The organism is Micromonospora sp. NPDC003241 (assembly GCF_053589795.1).
The window spans coordinates 18,620-36,319 of the sequence record NZ_JBSFSO010000043.1; the positions used below are offsets into that span (position 1 = coordinate 18,620).

Genomic DNA, 17,700 nt, shown 5'->3' on the forward strand with positions numbered 1-17,700 from the left:
GTGTTCACCACAGTCGCACCACGGCTCGCCGCCGACCGGACCGGCCTCCTGCGGGAGTTGCCGGTCCGGCCGGCGGCGTCCGCCGCCCGCACCTTTCGCGGCAACGGGCCGATCGAGGACGACGGCCTGGACCGGTACCTCGCCGACATGGTGGGCGCCTACGGCCGCTCCTACGACCCGGAGTTCCTCGCCAAGGCCCAGGTCACCTCGTACACGACGATGGCGTCGACGGTGGTGGCCGAGCTGACCCCGGGTGTGGACGCGCTGCGCCGGGTCGTCCTCGCGTTCGCCACGCCGGACATCGACTCCCGGGCCTCGGCCGGGTGTTACCTGGTCGAGGCGGCACCCGGTCACCCGACCGTGTTCTGCGTCAGCGACCAGGGCGCCACCGCGCCGTTCACCGCACTGCGGCTGGCCGCCGACCACCTGCGCGACGCCGCAGCCGACGCCCGTACCGCACTTGTCGTCCTCGACCAGCGCAACCTCCCGTGGGAGGTGGACGCGACCGAGCGGGTGCCGGCCGAGGACGTCGCGGTGGCGTACGCCTTCCGGCCGACCGCCCCCGGCGAGGCCGGTGTGCTGCTCGCTCAGCGCACCGGGGTCGACCCGGCGGCGGCAGCGGCGCTGCTGGTCGACGTCCTGGACGAGATCTCGGCCCGGGACGGCCGTCCGTTCGAGCTGGTGGCCGGGTACGACGTGCCGGTCACCGCCGAGGTCGCGTTGCGGGCCGAGCGGGTGCACCGGGTCGCACCGGGCGCGCTCTGCACCGGCATCTGGACCACCGCCCGGCCTCTGACCGGCCGGACCGTGCTGGTCGAGTACGACCCGGTGCTGCGCTACCTCAACGTGCTCGCCTGGGACCCGACGTGGTGACCGCGCAGGCGGTGGTCGCGCTGGCCGACTGCCGGACGGTCGCCCGCCGGGACGGACTGGTGGCGGGCTGGACGGCGCTGGTGACCGCGACCGACGCACCGGAGACGGTGCACGGGCCGCGCGGACACGGGCTGTGCCCGCCCGAGCGGCAGCACCTCTCCGGTGGGACGGACGACCGGCCCGCCGGGTGGGTGCTCGGCCTGACCTGGATGCGGCTCGGTGTCTCGCAGTGGCTGCTCGACCAGGCCCGGGAGTACCTGACCGGCCGGACCACCGGCGGTGTGCCGCTGATCCAGCAGCAACTGGTCCAGGGCAGTCTCGCCGAGATCGTCACCGAGCAGCAGGGCGTCGCCGCGGTCCTCGACGCGCTGGAGCACGACCCGGACCCGTCCCTCGCCGCGTACCTGCACCGGCAGCTCACCGACGCCGACCGCGCGTCGCTGCGGCTGCTCGGTGCCGGCGGCTTCCTCACCGACGGGCCGGGCGGGATCGCGCACCTGTCCGAACTGCTGGCCGACGCGTACCTCGACGGAGTTGACCATGGCGATCATCGAGCCGGATGACCGGCTGCGCGTGCTGCGCGAGCACGCCCGGGAGTGGGCCGCCGAGCTGCGGCCGTACGCCTTCGACCTGGAGCGCGACCCGGACACCGTCTATCGGCACCTGGACCTGCCCGCGGTGGACTACGTGGGCAAGACGATGATCCCCGCGCACCTGCAACCGGACCCGATGCGGATCGGCAGGTACACGTACTACGGCAGCACCGCCGTGGAGCGGGTGGTCGCCGCCGAGGAGATCGCCTTCGGCGACGCGGGGATGTTCCTGGCGTCACCGGGTGCCTCGCTCTCCGGCGTCCTGGTCGGGATGCTCGGCGACGAGGCCCAGCAGGAGTGGTACTTCGGGCGGGTACGGTCGCGTCCCACCTGGACGTTCTTCGCCCTGACCGAGCCGGCACGCGGCTCGGACGCGATGTCGCTGAGCACGCAGCTACGCAAGGCGTCGGACGGGTCGGCGACCCTGCACGGCGAGAAGCGGTACGTCGGCAACGCGACCCGCGCCGAGGTGGGCACGGTCTTCGCGCGTACCGGCTCGGGGCCGCTCGGGGTGGTCGCGGTGCTGGTGGAGACGTCGGCCCCCGGCTACCACGCGGAGGCGCTGGACACCGTCGGTCTGCGCGGCGCGCAGATCAGCGCGATCCGCCTCGACGGCGTGCCGGTGGCACCCGGCCGGATCCTCGGCGCCCACCTGCCGGCCTCGGCGCGCGGCATGTGGAGCGCACTGCGGACGTTCAACCTGCTGCGCCCCGGGGTCGCCGCCATCGCGTTGGGAATCGCGCGGGCGGCCATCGAGTATGCTCGATCGCAGTCCGGACGGGGTCGGGACGAGCTGGACCGGCTGGGTCATCGCGTTCACACCACACGCCAACTGATCCTGCGCGCCGCCCACGAGGTGGACCGGGACGCCCGCAACGGCTACTACGCCTCGGCGGCGAAGGCGCAGGCCGCCCAGCTCGCCGAGGAGGCCACCCAGCAGGCGTTGCGCATCCTCGGCCCGGGCTCCCGGTTCGCCCATCCCTGGCTGGACAAGCTGGCCCGCGACGCACGGGGGGTCGAGTTCATGGAGGGCACCCGCAACGTGCAGCGACTCACCGTGTGTCACGCACTGACCAAGGGCAGGTTCGACGATGACTGAGTACCGCCGCCAGGTGCTGCGCCAGGCCTCGCCGATGGTTCTCGGCGACCTGGTGGGCGTCCTGGTCCCGCTCGTGGTGGTCGCCCTGATGAGCCGGATGGGCGACGACTCGCTCTACATCCGCTCGTTGTTCACCCCGATCATGTTCGTGATCATCGCCCTGCACGCCGGGCTCGCCGTACCGAACCAGGTCGCGTCGGCGCTCAGCGGCGACGACGCCGAGAGCCGCATCCGGGCGCTGGCCGGGTTCGCCCGCATCGGTGCCGTGGCATCGGTCGTGGTGCTGCTGCTGCTCGGCCTGGCCGCCCCGGGGATGGCCCGGTTGTTCGGGGTCGACGCGGGGGCGCAGAGCGACTTCGTGTGGTTCGTCCGGTGGGTCTGCCTGGCCGCGCTGCTCGGACTCGGGTCGGTGCTCTGCGGAGCCACCCTGCGGGGCGCGGGACGCCCCCGGGAGGGAGCGGCGGTGCTGCTCGCCGCCGCCGCCGTGGAGATCGTCGGGGTGGCCGCGCTCGGCCTGCCCGGCGGGCTGGGCCTGGGCCTCTGGTCGGTGCCGATCGCCATCGCCGCGTCCGGCGTGGTCGGCAGCGCACTCGGTGGCTACCTGCTGTGGCGTACCGGTGTGTGGCGGCCCGGCACGTCCCTGGCCTGGCGGCCCGACCTGTTCGGCCTGCTGGCCGGCGTGGGCCTGCCGGTCTTCGCGTCGTACGTGGCCATCTTCGCCAGCAACTTCGCACTGACCTGGGTGGTGAGCGCCTTCGGCGCGACCGTGGTGTCCGGCTTCGCGGTGGCGTACGTGGTGCAGAGCGTGGTGATCGTCGCCGGGGTGGCGATCGGCGCGGCCACCGCGATCGTCGCCAATCAGTACCGGGGTGTCGGGGAGAGCCACCGGATGCCCGGCGTGCTGCGTGCCGGTCTCCAGGTGACCGCCGCGTTCTACGTGGTCTGCGCCCTGGTGGTCTGGACCGGCCGGGACTGGCTGGCCCGGGTGACCGCGGCCGACCCGGCGGTGGCCGCCGAGGCGTCCCGCTACCTCGGCATCGTCGCGCCCACCTTCGTGCTGATGGGCCTGGTCCTCGCCGCGCTCACGGTGCTGGAGCAGGTCGGCGGCGGGCCACTCGCGATCGCCCTGAACGTCGTCTACTTCGGCGGCATCGTGGCGGTCGGCGGCTACCTGGCCCGGTCCGCCGGTGGGCCCGAACCGCTGTACTGGACGATCGCGATCGCCAACCTGTTCGGCATCGCCGCCGTCGTCGCCACCGTCCTCTTCGTCCGTCGGCGAGCGGGCACCGCGACCCCGGAGACCACCGGGCACGACCAGGAAGAGAAGGAGGCGGCGGCATGGCGCGACTGACCCGGCAGGCGGTACGCATCGACGGCGAGCGGGGCGTGCTCGCCCCCGCCACCCTGGGCCAGCGCAGCATCTGGGTGGACATCGACCGGCAGATGCCGGACACCTCCTTCTACAACTCGACGGTCTTCACCCCGGTGCCCGAGGGGGTGGACCTGCCCGGCGTGCTCGCCGCGCTGAACGCCCTGGTCCGCCGGCACGAGGCGCTGCGCACCCTCTTCCACCGGGACCCGGACGGGAACCTGATGCAGCAGGTGATGGCCGCCGGTGAGCTGCCGGTGGAGATCTGCGAGGCCACCGCCGAGGACCCCGACCCACGGGCGCTCGTCGACGACCTGGAGGCACGGGTCCGGGGGCACCGCTTCGACCACACGACCGAGTGGCCGATCCGGCCCGCCGTCGGCGTGCTGGACGGCGCACCCCGGGTCGTGATCACCTGCGTGTCGCACGCGGCCACCGACTACCTGGGTACCCGGGTGATCGGTGCCGAACTGGCCCGGCTGCTGGCCGGCGAGGAGCTGCCACCGCCCGCGATGCAGCCGGTCGAGCTGGCCGAGTTCGAGCGGAGCGAGCCGGGGCGGCGGGTCCAGGAACGCTCGTTGGCCTACTGGCGGGAGCAGTTGGTGACCGCCCCGTCGGCGATCTTCACGCCCCGCGAGCCGGAGGACCTCCGGTACGCCGTCGCCACGCTCAGCTCCAGCGCGGTCAAGCTGGCCCTGGACGCCCTCGCCACCCGGTACGCCACCGGCAGCTCGGTCGTGCTGCTCACGGCCACCGCGAAGGTCCTCGGTCGGCGTACCGGCCACGACCGGGTGCCGATGATCCTGATCGCCGGCAACCGGCACCGGCCGGAGCTGCGGGGCTACGTCGGCAACCTGGTGCAGGACGTACCGGCCACGATCGACGTGTCCGCCGAGGACTTCGCCGAGCTGGTCAAGAGCTGCTGGGGTACGGCCATGAAGGCGTACCGCAGCGGGATCAGCGACCGGCAGGAGATCAGCGCACTGCGGGGCACCGTGGCCGCCACCGCCGACCCGTCCTGCTACTTCAACGACCTGCGGCAGGTCGGGCCGGACACGGGCCGGATCGAGGAGGTGACCGCCGAGCGGCTGCGTACCGCCCAGGCGACCAGCCGGCTCACCTTCGGCCCCGGGTACGAGGTGGACGAGCTGACCTTCTTCCTCAAGGTGATCGAGGACGGGCCGGACCGGCTGGAGCTGACCGTACGGGCCGACACCACCCGGCTCGGCCGCAGCGACGCCGCCGAGATCCTGCGGGAGATCGAGGAGTTGCTGGTGACGGTGGCGGCGCAGGATCGGGTCCTGGCGGCCACCGGAGCACCGTGATGCGTCTCGACGGCGTCGTCCACGTCTGGCGGATACCGCTGGGTCGTCCACTCGCCGGTGATCCGGATCCGGCCCGTCTGCTGGACCCGCACGAGCGTCGCCGGGCCGACCGGCTCGGCGACGCTCGCCACCGCCGCCGCTACGTCCACGCGCACGCCACCAGCCGACTGATCCTCGGCGGCTACCTCGGCGTACCGCCGGAGGAGGTGGTCTGGCAGCGGGGTCGGCACGGCAAGCCGGCGCTGCTCGGGCGGCCGGAGACGAAGGTCAACCTGACCCACTCGGCCGACCTGGCCCTGCTGGCGGTCACCACCGGGCGGGAGGTGGGGGTCGACGTGGAGCGCCTGGCCCGACCGGACCCGGACGGTACGCCGTCACCGTCGGGTCGGCTGGCGACGCGGTTCTATCCGCCGGGCGAGGCGTCCCGGGTCGGCCGCGCTCGCGGTCCGGCCCGGGACTGGTGGTACCTGCGCTACTGGACCCGCAAGGAAGCCTGCGTGAAGGCCAGCGGTGGGCGGCTGGTGCAGGGACTCCGGGTCCGGGTCGCCGGATCGCAGTCGTACGGTCGCGGCCTGCGCTGCCGCGGCGAGACCGGCCTGCCCGGCCCGTGGATGGTGCGGGACCTCACGCTCGGCGACGGGCACCTGGCCTCGGTCGCGTTGACCGGGACCGCCGACTACCGGGTGGTGGTGCGGACCTGGCCGGGGCTACGCCGGTTCGGCCTGGATGAGCCGTTCCCGCAGGGCGATCGCCACGGCGAGCGTGCGGTTCGGTGAGTCCAGTTTGGTCATGATGCTGCCGACCAGCCGCTTGGCGCCGTGTTCCGAGACACCGAGTCGGCGGCCGATCTGCCGGTTGCTCAGCCCCTCGGCGAGCAGCGTCAACGTCTCCCGCTCCCGGGCGGTGAGCACCGCCGCCCGGCCACGCTCCCGCCGCGTCCGGCCGGTGGCCAGCTTGAGCAGGTGCCGGCTCAGTTCCGCGGGCACCACCAACTGGCCGTCGGCCACCTGCGCCAGCGTGCGGTGCAGCGATTCCGGCGTCAGGTCCGTGGCCAGGAGGTAGCCGTCCGGCGTCAGCCATCGCACGATGTCGACCTGGTCCGGCTCGTCGAGCAGCACGAGGAGCTTGTGCTGCCGCCCGTCGTCGTGCCCTCGCAGCGTGTCGGCGCGGCTGAGGGCCCGGGGCGAGGCGATGACCACGTCCGCCCCGTCCGGTCCGGCCAGTAACCGCACCTTCGGCACCTGCTGCACGACGGCCGCCACGCCGCGCCGGGTCACCTCGTTGTCGACCACCACGGCGATCGTCAGGTCGCCGGTCGGCGGTGTCGGCCGGTACCCGGCGGACATCACCGGCCAGATCGTCTTCTGCACCATTTCCCCCGTCTCGCTTCCGCTCGTTGAAATAGCGTCGCAGGGCCACCATAAACATCCGGCAATGGCCGCAGTAGTGGTAGCTACGGAGGTGGTGGTTCCACCGCGCGAAGGTGGCAGACGGTCTACGACCAAAGTAGTAGACGCATCTGCCGTTGTTGACGGAGCCGAATTGCCACCCGGCTGACCGAGAATAGACGCATCATTGCTGTACCGCTATTCGAGGGGCGCCGATGTCTATTCAGTCGATTGCGGATCCACTGTCGAGCGGTTCGCTGTCCCGCGTCGTCGGCCTCTCATTCTCGGAGAGCCGTCCGGTGGTGCAGGCCGTCTTCCAGCTCCGCTTCCTGACCGGCGCGCTGATGGCCGCACCACCATTTCATCCGACCGCGGTACGGGACCTGACAGTCGGCGCGCTGGCCTGGCTCTGCGCCACCTGGCAGGTCTATCTGCTCAACGGCCTCTGCGACCGCACCGAGGACCGGCACAACGGCTCGGCCCGGCCGCTCGCCACCGGGGCGCTGTCCGCCGCCTCCGCCGGTGGGGCGGCGGCTGCCCTCAGTCTGCTCGCGATGACCCTCGGCCTGATGGTCTCCCCCGGCTTCGCCGTCCTGGTGGCGGCCATGCTGGCGCTCGGCTGGCTCTACTCGGCCGCACCCCGACCGCAGAAGGCCAACCTGCCCGGCTTCGTCGGCGTGGTGGTGGCCGGCGGCCTGGTCACCTACCTGGCGGGCTGGCACGCGGCCGGCGGCGGCGTACCGGACCCACGGGCGGCGGCGGTGGCCGTGGCGTTGTCGTTCTGGATGGGCCTGGTGGGCATGACCAAGGATCTGCCGGACGTGGCCGGCGACCGGCTGGCCGGTCGGCACACCCTGCCGATCGTGCTGCCCGAACGCGTCGCGCGGGGGCTGCTCGCCACCGGCGCGCTGCTCGTCGCGGCGGGACTGGCCACGGTCGCCGTCTCCGAGCCGACCCTGGTGCCGGCGGCCGGACTGCTGCTGGCCGGTGCGGTGGTGCTGGGCGTCTGCGTACTGACCCGGATCAGCCACGGCGACCGCAGCCGCCGACGCCGCCCCTACCGGGCCTTCATGGTCACCCAGTACGCGGTGCACCTGACGGTGATCGCCCAGTGCCTCGCGAGCTGAGCGACCGCCCCGCCGCTCCCTCCGGGTCAGCGGGAGAGCCGTTGCCCGTCGGAGATGATCCGGCGGGCGACCGCCTTGCGGATCGCGTCCACCCGGGACACGGCGTTCAGCTTGGCGTACGCGTTGGTCAGGTGCCGTTTCACGGTGGCCTCGGTGATGTGCAGCCGGGAGGCGATCTGTTGGTTGCTCAGCGCGCTCGCGGCGAGGACCAGGACCTCCCGCTCCCGCTGGGTCAGCGCCGTACCCGACCCGCCCGAGCCGGGCGGTCGGCGGTCCAGTTGCTCGACCGTGCCACGCGAGACCGCCAACAGGACGTTCGCCGACGGGCGACGCACCGACCGGACCGCCGCCAGCAACTCGTCGCGCAGGATCGTCTTCAACATGTACGCGCTGGCGCCCGCCTCCAGCACCTCACGGACCAGCTCGGCGTCGTCGTGCATGGTGAGCACGATGATCTGCACCTCACGGCGCTGGTGCAACACCTGCCGGATGGTCTCCGTGACCCCCGCCCCCGGCATCTCCACGTCCAGCAGCAGCACGTCCGGCCGGTGGGCGACGACCAGCTCGATCGCCTCCGGGCCGCTGCCGCCCTCACCGACGATCCGGATGGTCGGGTCCGTGCCGAGCACCTCCTTGAGGCCCTCGCGGAACAGGTTGTGGTCGTCCACCACCACCACGCGGATGGTGTCCGAGGTGTTCATCCTTCCGAGCCGTAGAGCGGCACCTCGACCGCGACAACGGTGCCGCTGCCGGGTGCGGAGGTGATGGTGAACCGGCCGTTGAGCAGGTCGGCGCGCTCGGCCATGGACCGGAGCCCGAAACCGGCGGTCTGCGCGTCGATCAGGTCGAAGCCCCGACCGTCGTCGATCACCTCGGCGTTGATGGCGTCCTCCGTGGCGACGATCGTGATCCGCAGCTCGGTGGCCTCGCCGTGCCGTACCGCGTTGCGGGCGGCCTCGCGCAGGATGAGGTACAGCTCCTCACCGACCTCGCGGGGCATGACCTTGACGTCGCCGGTGACGGTCAGTCCGGTGCGGATGGTGGCCGGCACGCTGGCCGAGAGGTAACCCCGCAGGGCCGGCTCGATGCCGTCCGCGCCGAACGAGCGGCGCAGTTCGGCGGTCAGCTCCTGGACGGTCTGCAACGCCTCCCGCATCTCGTGCATCGCGGCGCCGACCTTGGCGTCGGCCCGGGGCCGGTCGTGCGTGCCGTAGTGGCGGGACAGATCGAGGTTCTGCAGGGAGAGGCCGATCGAGTGACCGAGCCGGTCGTGCAGGTCGCGGGCGATCCGACGACGCTCCTCGCGGCGCGACGCCTGCAACTTCTCGATCAGGTAGTTCACGTACGCCAGTGAGGAGAGCGACACCCGCCGGGAGATGGCGTCGTGCAGGGCGAGGGCGATGGCCGCGACCCGGGCCGGATCGGTGATGACGTATCGACGTAGGATGATCGGCAGCGCGACCTCGAAAAGCAACGCGGCGGCCCGTAACGACTCGATCGGATGGATGTTGCGCAGCGCCCGGTCCACGCCGATCTCGGTGGGCAGCAGCGCGTGATCGACCACCTCGTCGATGTCGTCGACATCCGCGGACGGATCGACCGCCGACGCCGGCAGGTCGAATTGCTCCGCCACGTCGGTGACGATCGCGTGGACGTTGCGCCGCAACTGACCGAGCACCGGTGCATTACGGGTCAGCGCGATCGAGGCGGACTCCAGACGCCTGTGGTGCTCCCGAAAGATCTCTTCGGCCAGTCCGTCGTGCGTACTTGTCTGATAACCCACGTGCTTCCCTGTATTCGATTCCACTGATTAGGCCCACAGATATTCCTACTACGTGTCCCCGCGCGTGGATCCGATTACCGGCTTGTTTCATGGGAGCGCTCCCGAGGCGCTCACTCTAACAGGAGACATGGATCACAGCAAGCAAGGTGCGCGTTTACCGTCGCCGCCCGGGTGCACTCAGCGACCGCCCCACCACGGCAAACCGCCGCCGACCGCAGGCAGGGCCGCCGATTGTCGAGCGCCGGACACAGCGGCCGATAAGACCGTTTTGGACCGACCGGTCGGCAGATATTCGGAAACCGATGTGTGCGACCCGAGAAGTGATCGATCAAATCGTGGACAACCCCACGTCGAACGGCGAGCAACAATTGACCGAAAGGGGGAGCCAGGTGCCCGACGATGCCGACGTCGGACCGCCTTTCGTCCCCTGTGGACATCGACTGCCACCACGCGGCGCGCCGCGCCGACGGACTGTCGGAGGCGTACGCCATGCTGCGGCAATGAACTCGTCGCCGCAGTGGCTCAGCCGCTACCGCAGGGGTCAACGGGAGCAGGTCTGGCACGAGCTGCACCAGTGGGGCAGCAGCATCCGGCTCCGCCCCGAGCTGGCCGAGGAGGCGCAGTCGGTCTGCGACGAGATGGCCCGTCGGGTCCGGCAGAACGTCGAGGTCGTGGTGGCGCGGCTGACCGCCGCCGGCTACCGGTTCCACGAGAACGACGACGAGCAGACACCGGTGCCGCGCCCGTACGTCCCGCCGACAGCGCAGGCCGACGCGTACGCCGACTGGCTCCGGGACCGGTTCGGCGCGGTGCCGATGACGGTGTGCTCCTGGGTCCGGCTGGTGGGTGACGTCTGGCTGGTCGGCACGCACCCGGAGTGGGCCGGCTCCGCGTCGGCCGACCCGCTGGTGATCGAGCTGGAGGGATCCCGCCACCCCGACGGGCCGTCCCTGCGCGACTACCACGACGAGGAGTGGACCGACTGGCAGGAGGCGCAGGCGACCGACGAGGAACCCGGGGTGTTCGTGCTGCCGGTCGCGCCGGACCGGCTGCACAAGGAGAACACCAGCGGCGGCGGGCCGTACGGCTTCGTGCTGCCCGACGGGTGCGTGGACGGGCTCTTCGTCGGCGAGACGACCACCTCGTTCGTCGCCTACCTGAACCAGGTCTTCGGCAGCGGCGGCTTTCCCTGGCCGACCGGCTCGGAGGGCGAGTGGCAGATCAAGCGCGGCCTGGCCGAGGACCTGCTCCCGCTCTGACCGTTCCCCGCGTCACCCCCGGGCGCGCTCAAGGCCGTCGTGGCCGGAGGCGTCGGCTACGTGCTCAACGCGTTAGTCACGTGGCCGTCACCGCGACGCCCCAGTGCGGAGCGGCGACCCGGGTGGGCAGCGGCGACCCGGCCGGTGACGCGCCGATGCGCGGGCCGGTCGGGTCGCCGTGTCGTTGATCCGGTTGTGCCCGCCGCCCGCCGGCCACCACGGTGGGGGCGCCGACCACCGGAAGGGACGCCGATGACCAGTGAACGCGAGACCGTGGAGGTCGACCCCACGCTGTTCCAGGCCGTCTACGACTCACCCGCGTCGCTGCCCGGCCGGCACCGCTGGACCACCCCGGAGGCCGACGTCCGGCGGATCGAGAAGCTGCTCGGCATGCCGCCGCGCACCATCGGTGCACCGCTCTGGGTCAGCGGTGACCAGCCGGACTGTCCCAAGTGCGGTCGCCGGATCACCTGGTACGACATCGTCGCCTCGGCGCTGAAGGGCGTCCACGACCCCGCGATGATCGCCACCGTGATCCTCGGCGACCGTCGGTACGTCAACACCGGGCTGCCCGCCGCCATCCCCGGTGTCCGCTGCACCGACTGCCGCTCGCCGATCGACGGGCTACGCAGCTTCAAGTGCCACAACTGGGCGTACGCCTTCGACGACCTGGCCGCCGTACAGCAGCGGATGGCGGGCAGCTAGATGTTAGGAAGGGACCCTTCCTATACACGAGGCGTTAGTAGGGGACCCTTCCTTACACAGCACCCCTGCACAGCGCCCTCAGCAGCATGCGGCGCCGGCTCAGCCGGCGGCGGCACGGCGGGTGGGGCGGCGGCCGGGGGGTGCGGTCGGCTCGTCGCCGAAGTCCGGCACCGGCGGCATCGGGCGGTGCGTCGGGGTGCCGGCGACCACCCGCACCTGCTCGCCGTGGTGCCACAGGTCGACGGTGGTGTCGGCCGGGGCGTCGGGCAGTTCGTAGCGGGCCTCGTCGGCGGTGATAGTGACCAGCAGCCGGTGGCCGTGCCAGCACAGGCTGAACGCCAGCCGGTCGATCCGGTCCGGCAGCCGGGGATCGAACGAGAGCAGCTCACGGTCGTCGCGCATGCCACCGAAGCCCTGCACCAGCGCCAGCCAGGAGCCGCCCAGCGAGGCCAGGTGCAGCCCGTCGCCCGTCTTGTCGCCGATGTCCAACAGGTCCTGCAACACCGACTCGGCGAACAGGTCGTACGCCAGGTCGAGGTGACCCAGTTCGGCGGCGAGCACCGCCTGCGGCGCGGCGGACAGCGACGAGTCCCGGACCGTACGCGCCTCGTAGTAGGCGAAGTTGGCCGCCTTCTCCTCGGCGGTGAACTCCCCGGGGCAGCGCAGCATGGCCAGCACCAGGTCGGCCTGCTTGACCACCTGACGGCGGTACAGCTCCAGGTAGGGGAAGCTCAGCAGCAGCGGATAGTCGTCGTCACCGGTGTCGGCGAAGTTCCACTCCGGTTGGCTGGTGAAGCCGGCCGCCTGCTGGTGCACCCCGCGCTTGGCGTCGTACGGCAGCACCATCGCCTCGGCCGCCGCCCGCCAACCGGCCACCTCGGCCGGGTCCACGCCCAACCGACCGGCCGCCTCCGGGTACCGCTCGACCGCGTCGGCCGCACCGCGCAGGTTCCGCCGGGCCATCAGGTTGGTGAACGCGTTGTCGTCGACGAGTGCGGCGTACTCGTCCGGGCCGGTGACGCCGTAGATGTGGAAGCCGCCGTCGTCGGTGAAGTGCCCGAAACCGTGCCACAGCCGGGCGCTCTCCACCAGCAGTTCCAGCCCGGACCCGGCCCGGAACTCCTCGTCGCCGGTGGCAGCGGCGTAGCGCAGCACCGCGTCGGCGATGTCGGCGTTGACGTGCAGCCCGGCGGTGCCGGCAGGCCAGTAGCCGGAGCACTCCTCGCCGCCGATGGTCCGCCACGGGAAGGTCGCGCCGGTCAGCCGCAGCTCCGCCGCGCGTTCCCGCGCCTGGGGCAGGTGCGCGTACCGCCAGCGCAGGGCGGAACGGGCCACTCCGGGAGCGACGTACGTCAGCACCGGCAGCACGTACTGCTCGGTGTCCCAGAGCACGTGTCCGTCGTACCCGTTACCGGTCAGGCCCTTGGCCGGGATGCTCAACGCGTCGTCCGACCGGCCCGCCTGGATCAGGTGGAACATGGCGAACCGGATCGCCAGTTGCAATTCCTCGTCACCGTCGAGCAGCACGTCGGCGGTCTGCCAGGCGGTGTCGAGGGCGGCCCGCTGGTCGGCGAGCAGGGTGGCGAAACCGGCATCGCGGGCGGCGTACGCCTCGGCGGTCACCTGGTCGGCGAGTGCCTCGGCGTCGGTGCCGTCGACCGGGGTCCACTCGTACGCCACGTACTTGGTGAGGCGTACCCGCTCGCCGGGCGCGACCGTCCCGGTGAGGGTGAGTCGGATCCGGTCCTCGGTGGCGTCGGTGCTGGTGGCGATCTCGTCGGGGGTCGACAGCCGGTGCGCCACCGCGACGGCGATCCGCTGTTCACTGTGCTCGGTGCGGTGCACCAGGACGCCGTCGGTGCCGTCCGCGTGGTGCCGCTCGGCGATCAGCGGATCGTGGATGGTCGAGGCGGCCCGGGGGTCGTCGGCGCGTTCCGGGACCCGCTCGTTGGCCAGCAGGTCCGCGCAGATCCGCAGCTCCACCGCGTCGTCCAGGGGTTCCACCGTCCAGTCCAGGGCGGCCACCCGGCGACGCGGCAGCGACACCAGCCGGGTGCCGCGGATCCGCACCCCGTGCCCGGCGGGCGAGGTCCACTCGGTGACCCGTTCCACCACCCCGGCCCGCAGGTCGAGCACCTGCTCGTGGGTGCGCAGCGTTCCGGTGCGGATGTCCAGCGGTTCACCGCCGACCCAGAGCCGGACGAGGGTGGCGTTCGGCGCGCTGATCAGCGTGTCGCTGAGCTGCGGGAAGGCGTACCCGTCCTCCGGGTAGTCGAGCTTCCGCCGCTCGTGGAACCCGTTGAGGTAGCTGCCCGGCATCTCGCAGGGGTCGCCTTCGTCGAGGGTCCCGCGCCAGCCCACCCAACCGTTGCTCAGCGCGAAGATCGATTCGGTCTCGCCGAGCCGGTCCAGGTCGTCCTGGGTACGGACGATCCGCCACCGGTCGTCCGGTGCCGGTGACGGCTGGTCGGGGGTGCTCTGCACAGCGCCTCCTGGGGTGCGACGACGAGCCCTGCGGACCGTCATTTCCCCGCCGGCCCACGCACCACACCAGGAGCCGACCCGCTCACCACACCAGCAGCAGCGCCCCCAGGGTGCCGAGCACCAGGTACGGCCCGAACGGCAGGTGGCTCGACCAGCGGGCCCGGCCGGTGACCAGCAGGATCAGCGCCACCAGACCGGAGAGGACCAACGCGAGCAGCAGTCCCGTCACGAGCAGGCTCCAGCCGTACCAGCCGAGCAACGCGCCCGCGCTGAGCGCGAGCTTGGCGTCCCCGATGCCGAACCCCCGCGCACCGAGCAGCAGCGTGGTGACCGCGAAGAAGAGGGCCAGCCCGAGCCCGGCGGCGGTGGCGCGCCCCCAGGGTGCGGCCCCGGCACCGGTCAGCGCGGCGACGCCGAGCAGCAGCCAGGTGCCGGCGGCGGCCGGCCAGGTGAGCCGGTCCGGCAGCCGGTGCACCGCGAGGTCGACGAAGACCAGGGGAATCGCGAAGGCCAGCCACCACGCGGCAGCGGCGGACTCGGCGGCCGGCGGGCGGGTCAGCAGCAGCCCGGCGAGGACGGCCACGGCGACCAGCTCGACGCTGCCCGGTGGCGCGCCGACCCGCGCGCCGCATCCGTCGCAGCGGGCGGTCGGCCCGAGCGCAGGCCACGGCCGGTCCAGGCTGATCGGAGCGCCGCAGGCGTCGCAGCCGGAGTGGTTGCCGACCTCGGCGGGTACGGCGAACCGCGCGATCGCGTACCGCATCAGCGGGGTGATCGCCAGTACGGCCAGGGCGCGCCGACCCGGCCGGCGGGTGGCGGGGGCGTCCGGCGGCGGTGGGTGCTCGGCCGGTGCCCGCTCGCGCAGCGGCGGGTTCGGGTCGGGCCGGCTCATGCGGCAGACTCCGCAGTCGACCCCACCACGGACCGTAGTGTGTCCGCTCGGTGCGGGTGGCGGAACGAACGTCGGGCCGGGGCTCCTCCGGCACTCGCGCAGTGTCGACCGAAACGCGCCCGAGAGACTGATGCAATTCCCATGGAATGCAATTGGCGGGGATTCAAGCCCGATATGACCGGGGACAGATCAGACCACATGCCATTTCCCGTGACATGACGAACGGCTGATTGGCCGCTCCACGAACGACGGTTCGGCACGACCGACCGTACGCGCCTACCCGACGCTCCGGGCGTCGCGACCGACGCCCGCAACCTACCGGTAACCACCCGACACCACCACCATTCATGACTCAGCGTGTTCGGTTGAATTGCCTCTGTTGCATCGGCCGGCATCAGCTTATGCTCGCCCCTTGGACGCGGCGCAACCACGTCCACGGGGGCATCACCAGCCAGGCAGTGCATTTCTAGAGATCCAAGCAGGTAAATGCGGCTGCGATTCGGGCAGGACCGGGGAAAGCCCCTCCGGTCGCACTACCGCACGCCTGGGAAACGCCGGCGACGGCGGTCGCCGGATCAGCACCGAGGAGGGCACGAAGGTGCGAGCACGGCAGCTCAGCCGCTGGACGGCCGGTCTGGTCGCGGTGGCGGCGGTCGGCACGACCACCGCCTGCGGCGGCGCTCAGGAAACGACCACCACCACAGCGTCCGAGCGACGCGGGACACCGGCCGACACGCAGCGGGTGGCCGAGGAGAAGGCCGCCGAGAAGGCGGCGCTGGCGGCCTACGACGGCTATCTCACCGCCTCCCGCACGGCGAGCCGCCGCAGCGACCCGCAATACCCGGAGTTGACCCGCTTCCTCGGTGACCCACTGCTGACCCGGGTCCGGCTCAGCCTGGTCAAGGCCCGCGACAACGGTGCCGTCAGCGCCGGCACGATCCGCTCCGACCCCGCCGTGACCTCGGTCAACCTGGACGCCTCACCGCCCACGGTGGAGATCCAGGACTGCCTCGACGCCACCGGCTACCGGCTGGTCTACCGCTCCGACGAGAAAAAGACCGTGCCCGGCACCCGGGGCTCCCGACACCTGGCCACCGCCACCGCCATGCGCTACCCCGACGGTCGCTGGCTGATCAGCACCGGCGCCGCCCACCGGGACCAGCCGTGCTGACCCCGGGCGCGACGCGAGCCGTTCGGCGCGTGGACGACGCCGGGCTATCACGTCCCGGTCGCCGGCTGGTCCGCCGCGCGCTGCTCGGCAGCGCCCTGGCCCTGCTGCTGACCACCGGGCCAGCGGTGCCGGCACACGCCGACCCCGGCGCCGAGTGCCCACCCGCCCAGCCGAACTGCAACGTCTGGGACGACGACCCCGGCACCCCCGGCAACGGTGGCAACAACGGCGGCGGCAACAACGGCGGTGACAACGGGGGTGGTGGCGGCGGGGTCTGCCAGTGGAACGGACGCACGATCCCCTGCTACACAGATGAACTGGGCTGGTTCAACAGCAACGACGGTTGCTACTACAAGCTCGCGGAGCCGCAGCCGGAGGCCGACGAGGGTCACCGGTGGTACGTCCGCGCCTGCAACGGCGGTGACCTCGGCTCGGTGGTGACCGTCCAACTACCAGAGGCGCCACCGGGCTTCGGGGCTCCGCCGGACCCGGAGGAGTTGGCCCGTCGGGCGTTCGCCTCGATCAGCCTCGTCGCTCCCCGGGCCAGGGTCGCACCCCGCAAGTCCATCGGCCCCGGCCTGGTCGGCCTGCCGGTCTGGATGTGGGCGGAACGCGGGCCCAACCAGTTCGGCCCGCTGACCGCCTCCGCCTCGGACCGGGGCCTGACGGTGAGCATCCGCGCCGAGGTCGACAGGGTCGTCTGGGAGATGGGCAACGGCGTCGAGGTCACCTGCAAGGGCCCGGGCACCGCGTACGACCGGAACGGTCGGCACGCCGGCCAGAAGTCCCCGGACTGCGGCTATCACAGCGGCTACCCGAGAGCCGACACGTACGAGGTCCAGGCGACGACGCACTGGAACGTGACGTGGGAGGGCGGCAACCGGAGCGGCACCATCCCCGGCGTCACCCGCACCACCGGTGTGGTCGAGATCCAGATCAACGAGCTTCAGGTGGTGACCCGATGAGCGTGGCGACCCGCAACGGCAACCCTTCGGTGGACGCGCCGGTCGCCCCACCCCGGGTGGTCCGGCAGCGCCGGGTACGCCCCGGCCTGCTCGGCCTGGCCGTCCTGCTGATCGCCCTCGGCGGCCTGGGCTCGGCGTTCGCGATCACCTCGGTCCGCGCCACCGGCAGCTACCTGGCGGTGGCGCAGACCGTCGAGGTGGGCAGCGTGATCGGCGCGGACGACCTGGTGGCCGTGCAGGTGGCCGGCGGGCAGGGACTCGACCCGGTGCCGTCCGGCCGGCTCGCCGAGGTGATCGGGATGCGGGCGGCCGTCTCGCTCGCCCCGGGGACGCTGCTGACCATGGCTCAGCTCACCGACGACCCGCTGCTCGGCCCCGGTCAGCAGCAGCTCGCCCTCGGGCTGCGCGCGGCCCAGGTCCCCGCACCGAAGCTCCGCCCCGGCGACCAGGTCCTGCTGGTGAGCACCCCGAACAACGACGGCAACAGCAGCGGCGGTGGCTCGTCGAGCGCCACCCGGTTCACCGCGACCGTCACCGACGCGGTCAGCACCGAGGGCCGTGACGAGGTCGTGGTCTATCTGGCCCTGGCCGTTCGGGACGTACCGGCCGTGGTGGCGCTGGCCGCCCAGGATCGGATCGCGGTCGTGTTGACCAAGGCGGCCTGAGC

18 protein-coding genes are annotated in these 17,700 nt (G+C 72.2%); 12 read left to right on the plus strand and 6 right to left on the minus strand.

Annotation, left to right across the window (positions count from 1 at the left end):
• Genes ACWDVW_RS26245 through ACWDVW_RS26270 form a run of 6 tightly spaced genes read left to right on the plus strand, consistent with a single transcriptional unit; the run spans nucleotide 1 to nucleotide 6,035 of the window.
• On the plus strand, nucleotides 1-873 hold the full coding sequence (locus ACWDVW_RS26245; RefSeq protein WP_449953818.1) for a hypothetical protein: 873 nt from the start codon (nucleotides 1-3) through the stop codon (nucleotides 871-873).
• The gene (locus ACWDVW_RS26250) at nucleotides 867-1,436 is read left to right on the plus strand and encodes an acyl-CoA dehydrogenase family protein (protein WP_449953821.1); all 570 of its coding nucleotides are present in this window, start codon (nucleotides 867-869) and stop codon (nucleotides 1,434-1,436) included. Before ACWDVW_RS26245 ends, ACWDVW_RS26250 begins: the two co-directional genes overlap by 7 nt.
• The gene (locus tag ACWDVW_RS26255; RefSeq protein WP_449953823.1) at nucleotides 1,414-2,565 is read left to right on the plus strand and encodes an acyl-CoA dehydrogenase family protein; all 1,152 of its coding nucleotides are present in this window, start codon (nucleotides 1,414-1,416) and stop codon (nucleotides 2,563-2,565) included. Before ACWDVW_RS26250 ends, ACWDVW_RS26255 begins: the two co-directional genes overlap by 23 nt.
• Nucleotides 2,558-3,916, plus strand: coding sequence for an MATE family efflux transporter (locus ACWDVW_RS26260; protein WP_449953826.1), 1,359 nt, complete (start codon nucleotides 2,558-2,560; stop codon nucleotides 3,914-3,916). The genes ACWDVW_RS26255 and ACWDVW_RS26260 overlap by 8 nt, the downstream gene beginning before the upstream one ends.
• Entirely contained in the window at nucleotides 3,904-5,259 is a 1,356-nt protein-coding gene (locus ACWDVW_RS26265; protein ID WP_449953829.1) for a condensation domain-containing protein, read from the plus strand. The genes ACWDVW_RS26260 and ACWDVW_RS26265 overlap by 13 nt, the downstream gene beginning before the upstream one ends.
• Nucleotides 5,259-6,035 (plus strand): 4'-phosphopantetheinyl transferase family protein, encoded by a 777-nt coding sequence (locus ACWDVW_RS26270; protein ID WP_449953832.1) that lies wholly within the window; start codon nucleotides 5,259-5,261, stop codon nucleotides 6,033-6,035. Before ACWDVW_RS26265 ends, ACWDVW_RS26270 begins: the two co-directional genes overlap by 1 nt.
• Here the strand turns inward: ACWDVW_RS26270 and ACWDVW_RS26275 are convergent.
• On the minus strand, nucleotides 5,967-6,629 hold the full coding sequence (locus tag ACWDVW_RS26275; RefSeq protein ID WP_449953835.1) for a response regulator transcription factor: 663 nt from the start codon (nucleotides 6,627-6,629) through the stop codon (nucleotides 5,967-5,969). The genes ACWDVW_RS26270 and ACWDVW_RS26275 overlap by 69 nt on opposite strands.
• 233 nt (nucleotides 6,630-6,862) lie before the next feature.
• Here ACWDVW_RS26275 and ACWDVW_RS26280 point away from each other — a divergent pair, with 233 nt between their 5' ends.
• On the plus strand, nucleotides 6,863-7,774 hold the full coding sequence (locus ACWDVW_RS26280) for a UbiA family prenyltransferase (protein WP_449953838.1): 912 nt from the start codon (nucleotides 6,863-6,865) through the stop codon (nucleotides 7,772-7,774).
• Between the two features lie 26 nt (nucleotides 7,775-7,800).
• Here the strand turns inward: ACWDVW_RS26280 and ACWDVW_RS26285 are convergent, their stop codons facing one another.
• Both ACWDVW_RS26285 and ACWDVW_RS26290 read right to left on the minus strand, forming a co-directional pair.
• The gene (locus ACWDVW_RS26285; protein ID WP_449953840.1) at nucleotides 7,801-8,475 is read right to left on the minus strand and encodes a response regulator; all 675 of its coding nucleotides are present in this window, start codon (nucleotides 8,473-8,475) and stop codon (nucleotides 7,801-7,803) included.
• Nucleotides 8,472-9,557 (minus strand): sensor histidine kinase, encoded by a 1,086-nt coding sequence (locus ACWDVW_RS26290; RefSeq protein WP_449953843.1) that lies wholly within the window; start codon nucleotides 9,555-9,557, stop codon nucleotides 8,472-8,474. Before ACWDVW_RS26290 ends, ACWDVW_RS26285 begins: the two co-directional genes overlap by 4 nt.
• Nucleotides 9,558-10,057: 500 nt before the next feature.
• On the opposite strand from ACWDVW_RS26290, the gene ACWDVW_RS26295 reads away from it, so the two are divergent.
• Complete coding sequence (locus ACWDVW_RS26295) at nucleotides 10,058-10,816, plus strand: hypothetical protein (RefSeq protein WP_449953846.1); 759 nt, start codon at nucleotides 10,058-10,060, stop codon at nucleotides 10,814-10,816.
• Nucleotides 10,817-10,892: 76 nt separating this feature from the next.
• Here the strand turns inward: ACWDVW_RS26295 and ACWDVW_RS26300 are convergent, their stop codons facing one another.
• On the minus strand, nucleotides 10,893-11,054 hold the full coding sequence (locus tag ACWDVW_RS26300) for a hypothetical protein (RefSeq protein ID WP_449953848.1): 162 nt from the start codon (nucleotides 11,052-11,054) through the stop codon (nucleotides 10,893-10,895).
• A 14-nt stretch (nucleotides 11,055-11,068) separates the two neighbouring features.
• On the opposite strand from ACWDVW_RS26300, the gene ACWDVW_RS26305 reads away from it, so the two are divergent.
• The gene (locus ACWDVW_RS26305) at nucleotides 11,069-11,521 is read left to right on the plus strand and encodes a hypothetical protein (protein ID WP_350697538.1); all 453 of its coding nucleotides are present in this window, start codon (nucleotides 11,069-11,071) and stop codon (nucleotides 11,519-11,521) included.
• A gap of 99 nt (nucleotides 11,522-11,620) precedes the next feature.
• On the opposite strand, the gene ACWDVW_RS26310 is transcribed toward ACWDVW_RS26305, so the two are convergent.
• Together ACWDVW_RS26310 and ACWDVW_RS26315 are read right to left on the minus strand one after the other, a co-directional pair.
• Nucleotides 11,621-14,005: a glycoside hydrolase family 65 protein gene (locus ACWDVW_RS26310; protein WP_449953852.1), complete on the minus strand. Its 2,385-nt coding sequence runs from the start codon at nucleotides 14,003-14,005 to the stop codon at nucleotides 11,621-11,623.
• A gap of 82 nt (nucleotides 14,006-14,087) precedes the next feature.
• A complete protein-coding gene (locus ACWDVW_RS26315) occupies nucleotides 14,088-14,768 on the minus strand; it encodes a prepilin peptidase (protein WP_449953883.1) in 681 nt (226 codons plus the stop codon).
• Between the two features lie 727 nt (nucleotides 14,769-15,495).
• Here ACWDVW_RS26315 and ACWDVW_RS26320 point away from each other — a divergent pair.
• The 3 genes from ACWDVW_RS26320 to ACWDVW_RS26330 are packed head-to-tail and all read left to right on the plus strand — an operon-like array spanning nucleotide 15,496 to nucleotide 17,698.
• The gene (locus ACWDVW_RS26320) at nucleotides 15,496-16,068 is read left to right on the plus strand and encodes a hypothetical protein (protein WP_449953855.1); all 573 of its coding nucleotides are present in this window, start codon (nucleotides 15,496-15,498) and stop codon (nucleotides 16,066-16,068) included.
• Between the two features lie 29 nt (nucleotides 16,069-16,097).
• The gene (locus ACWDVW_RS26325; RefSeq protein WP_449953857.1) at nucleotides 16,098-17,033 is read left to right on the plus strand and encodes a hypothetical protein; all 936 of its coding nucleotides are present in this window, start codon (nucleotides 16,098-16,100) and stop codon (nucleotides 17,031-17,033) included.
• Nucleotides 17,030-17,698, plus strand: coding sequence for an SAF domain-containing protein (locus ACWDVW_RS26330; RefSeq protein WP_350697541.1), 669 nt, complete (start codon nucleotides 17,030-17,032; stop codon nucleotides 17,696-17,698). The genes ACWDVW_RS26325 and ACWDVW_RS26330 overlap by 4 nt, the downstream gene beginning before the upstream one ends.
• Nucleotides 17,699-17,700 lie beyond the last annotated feature (2 nt).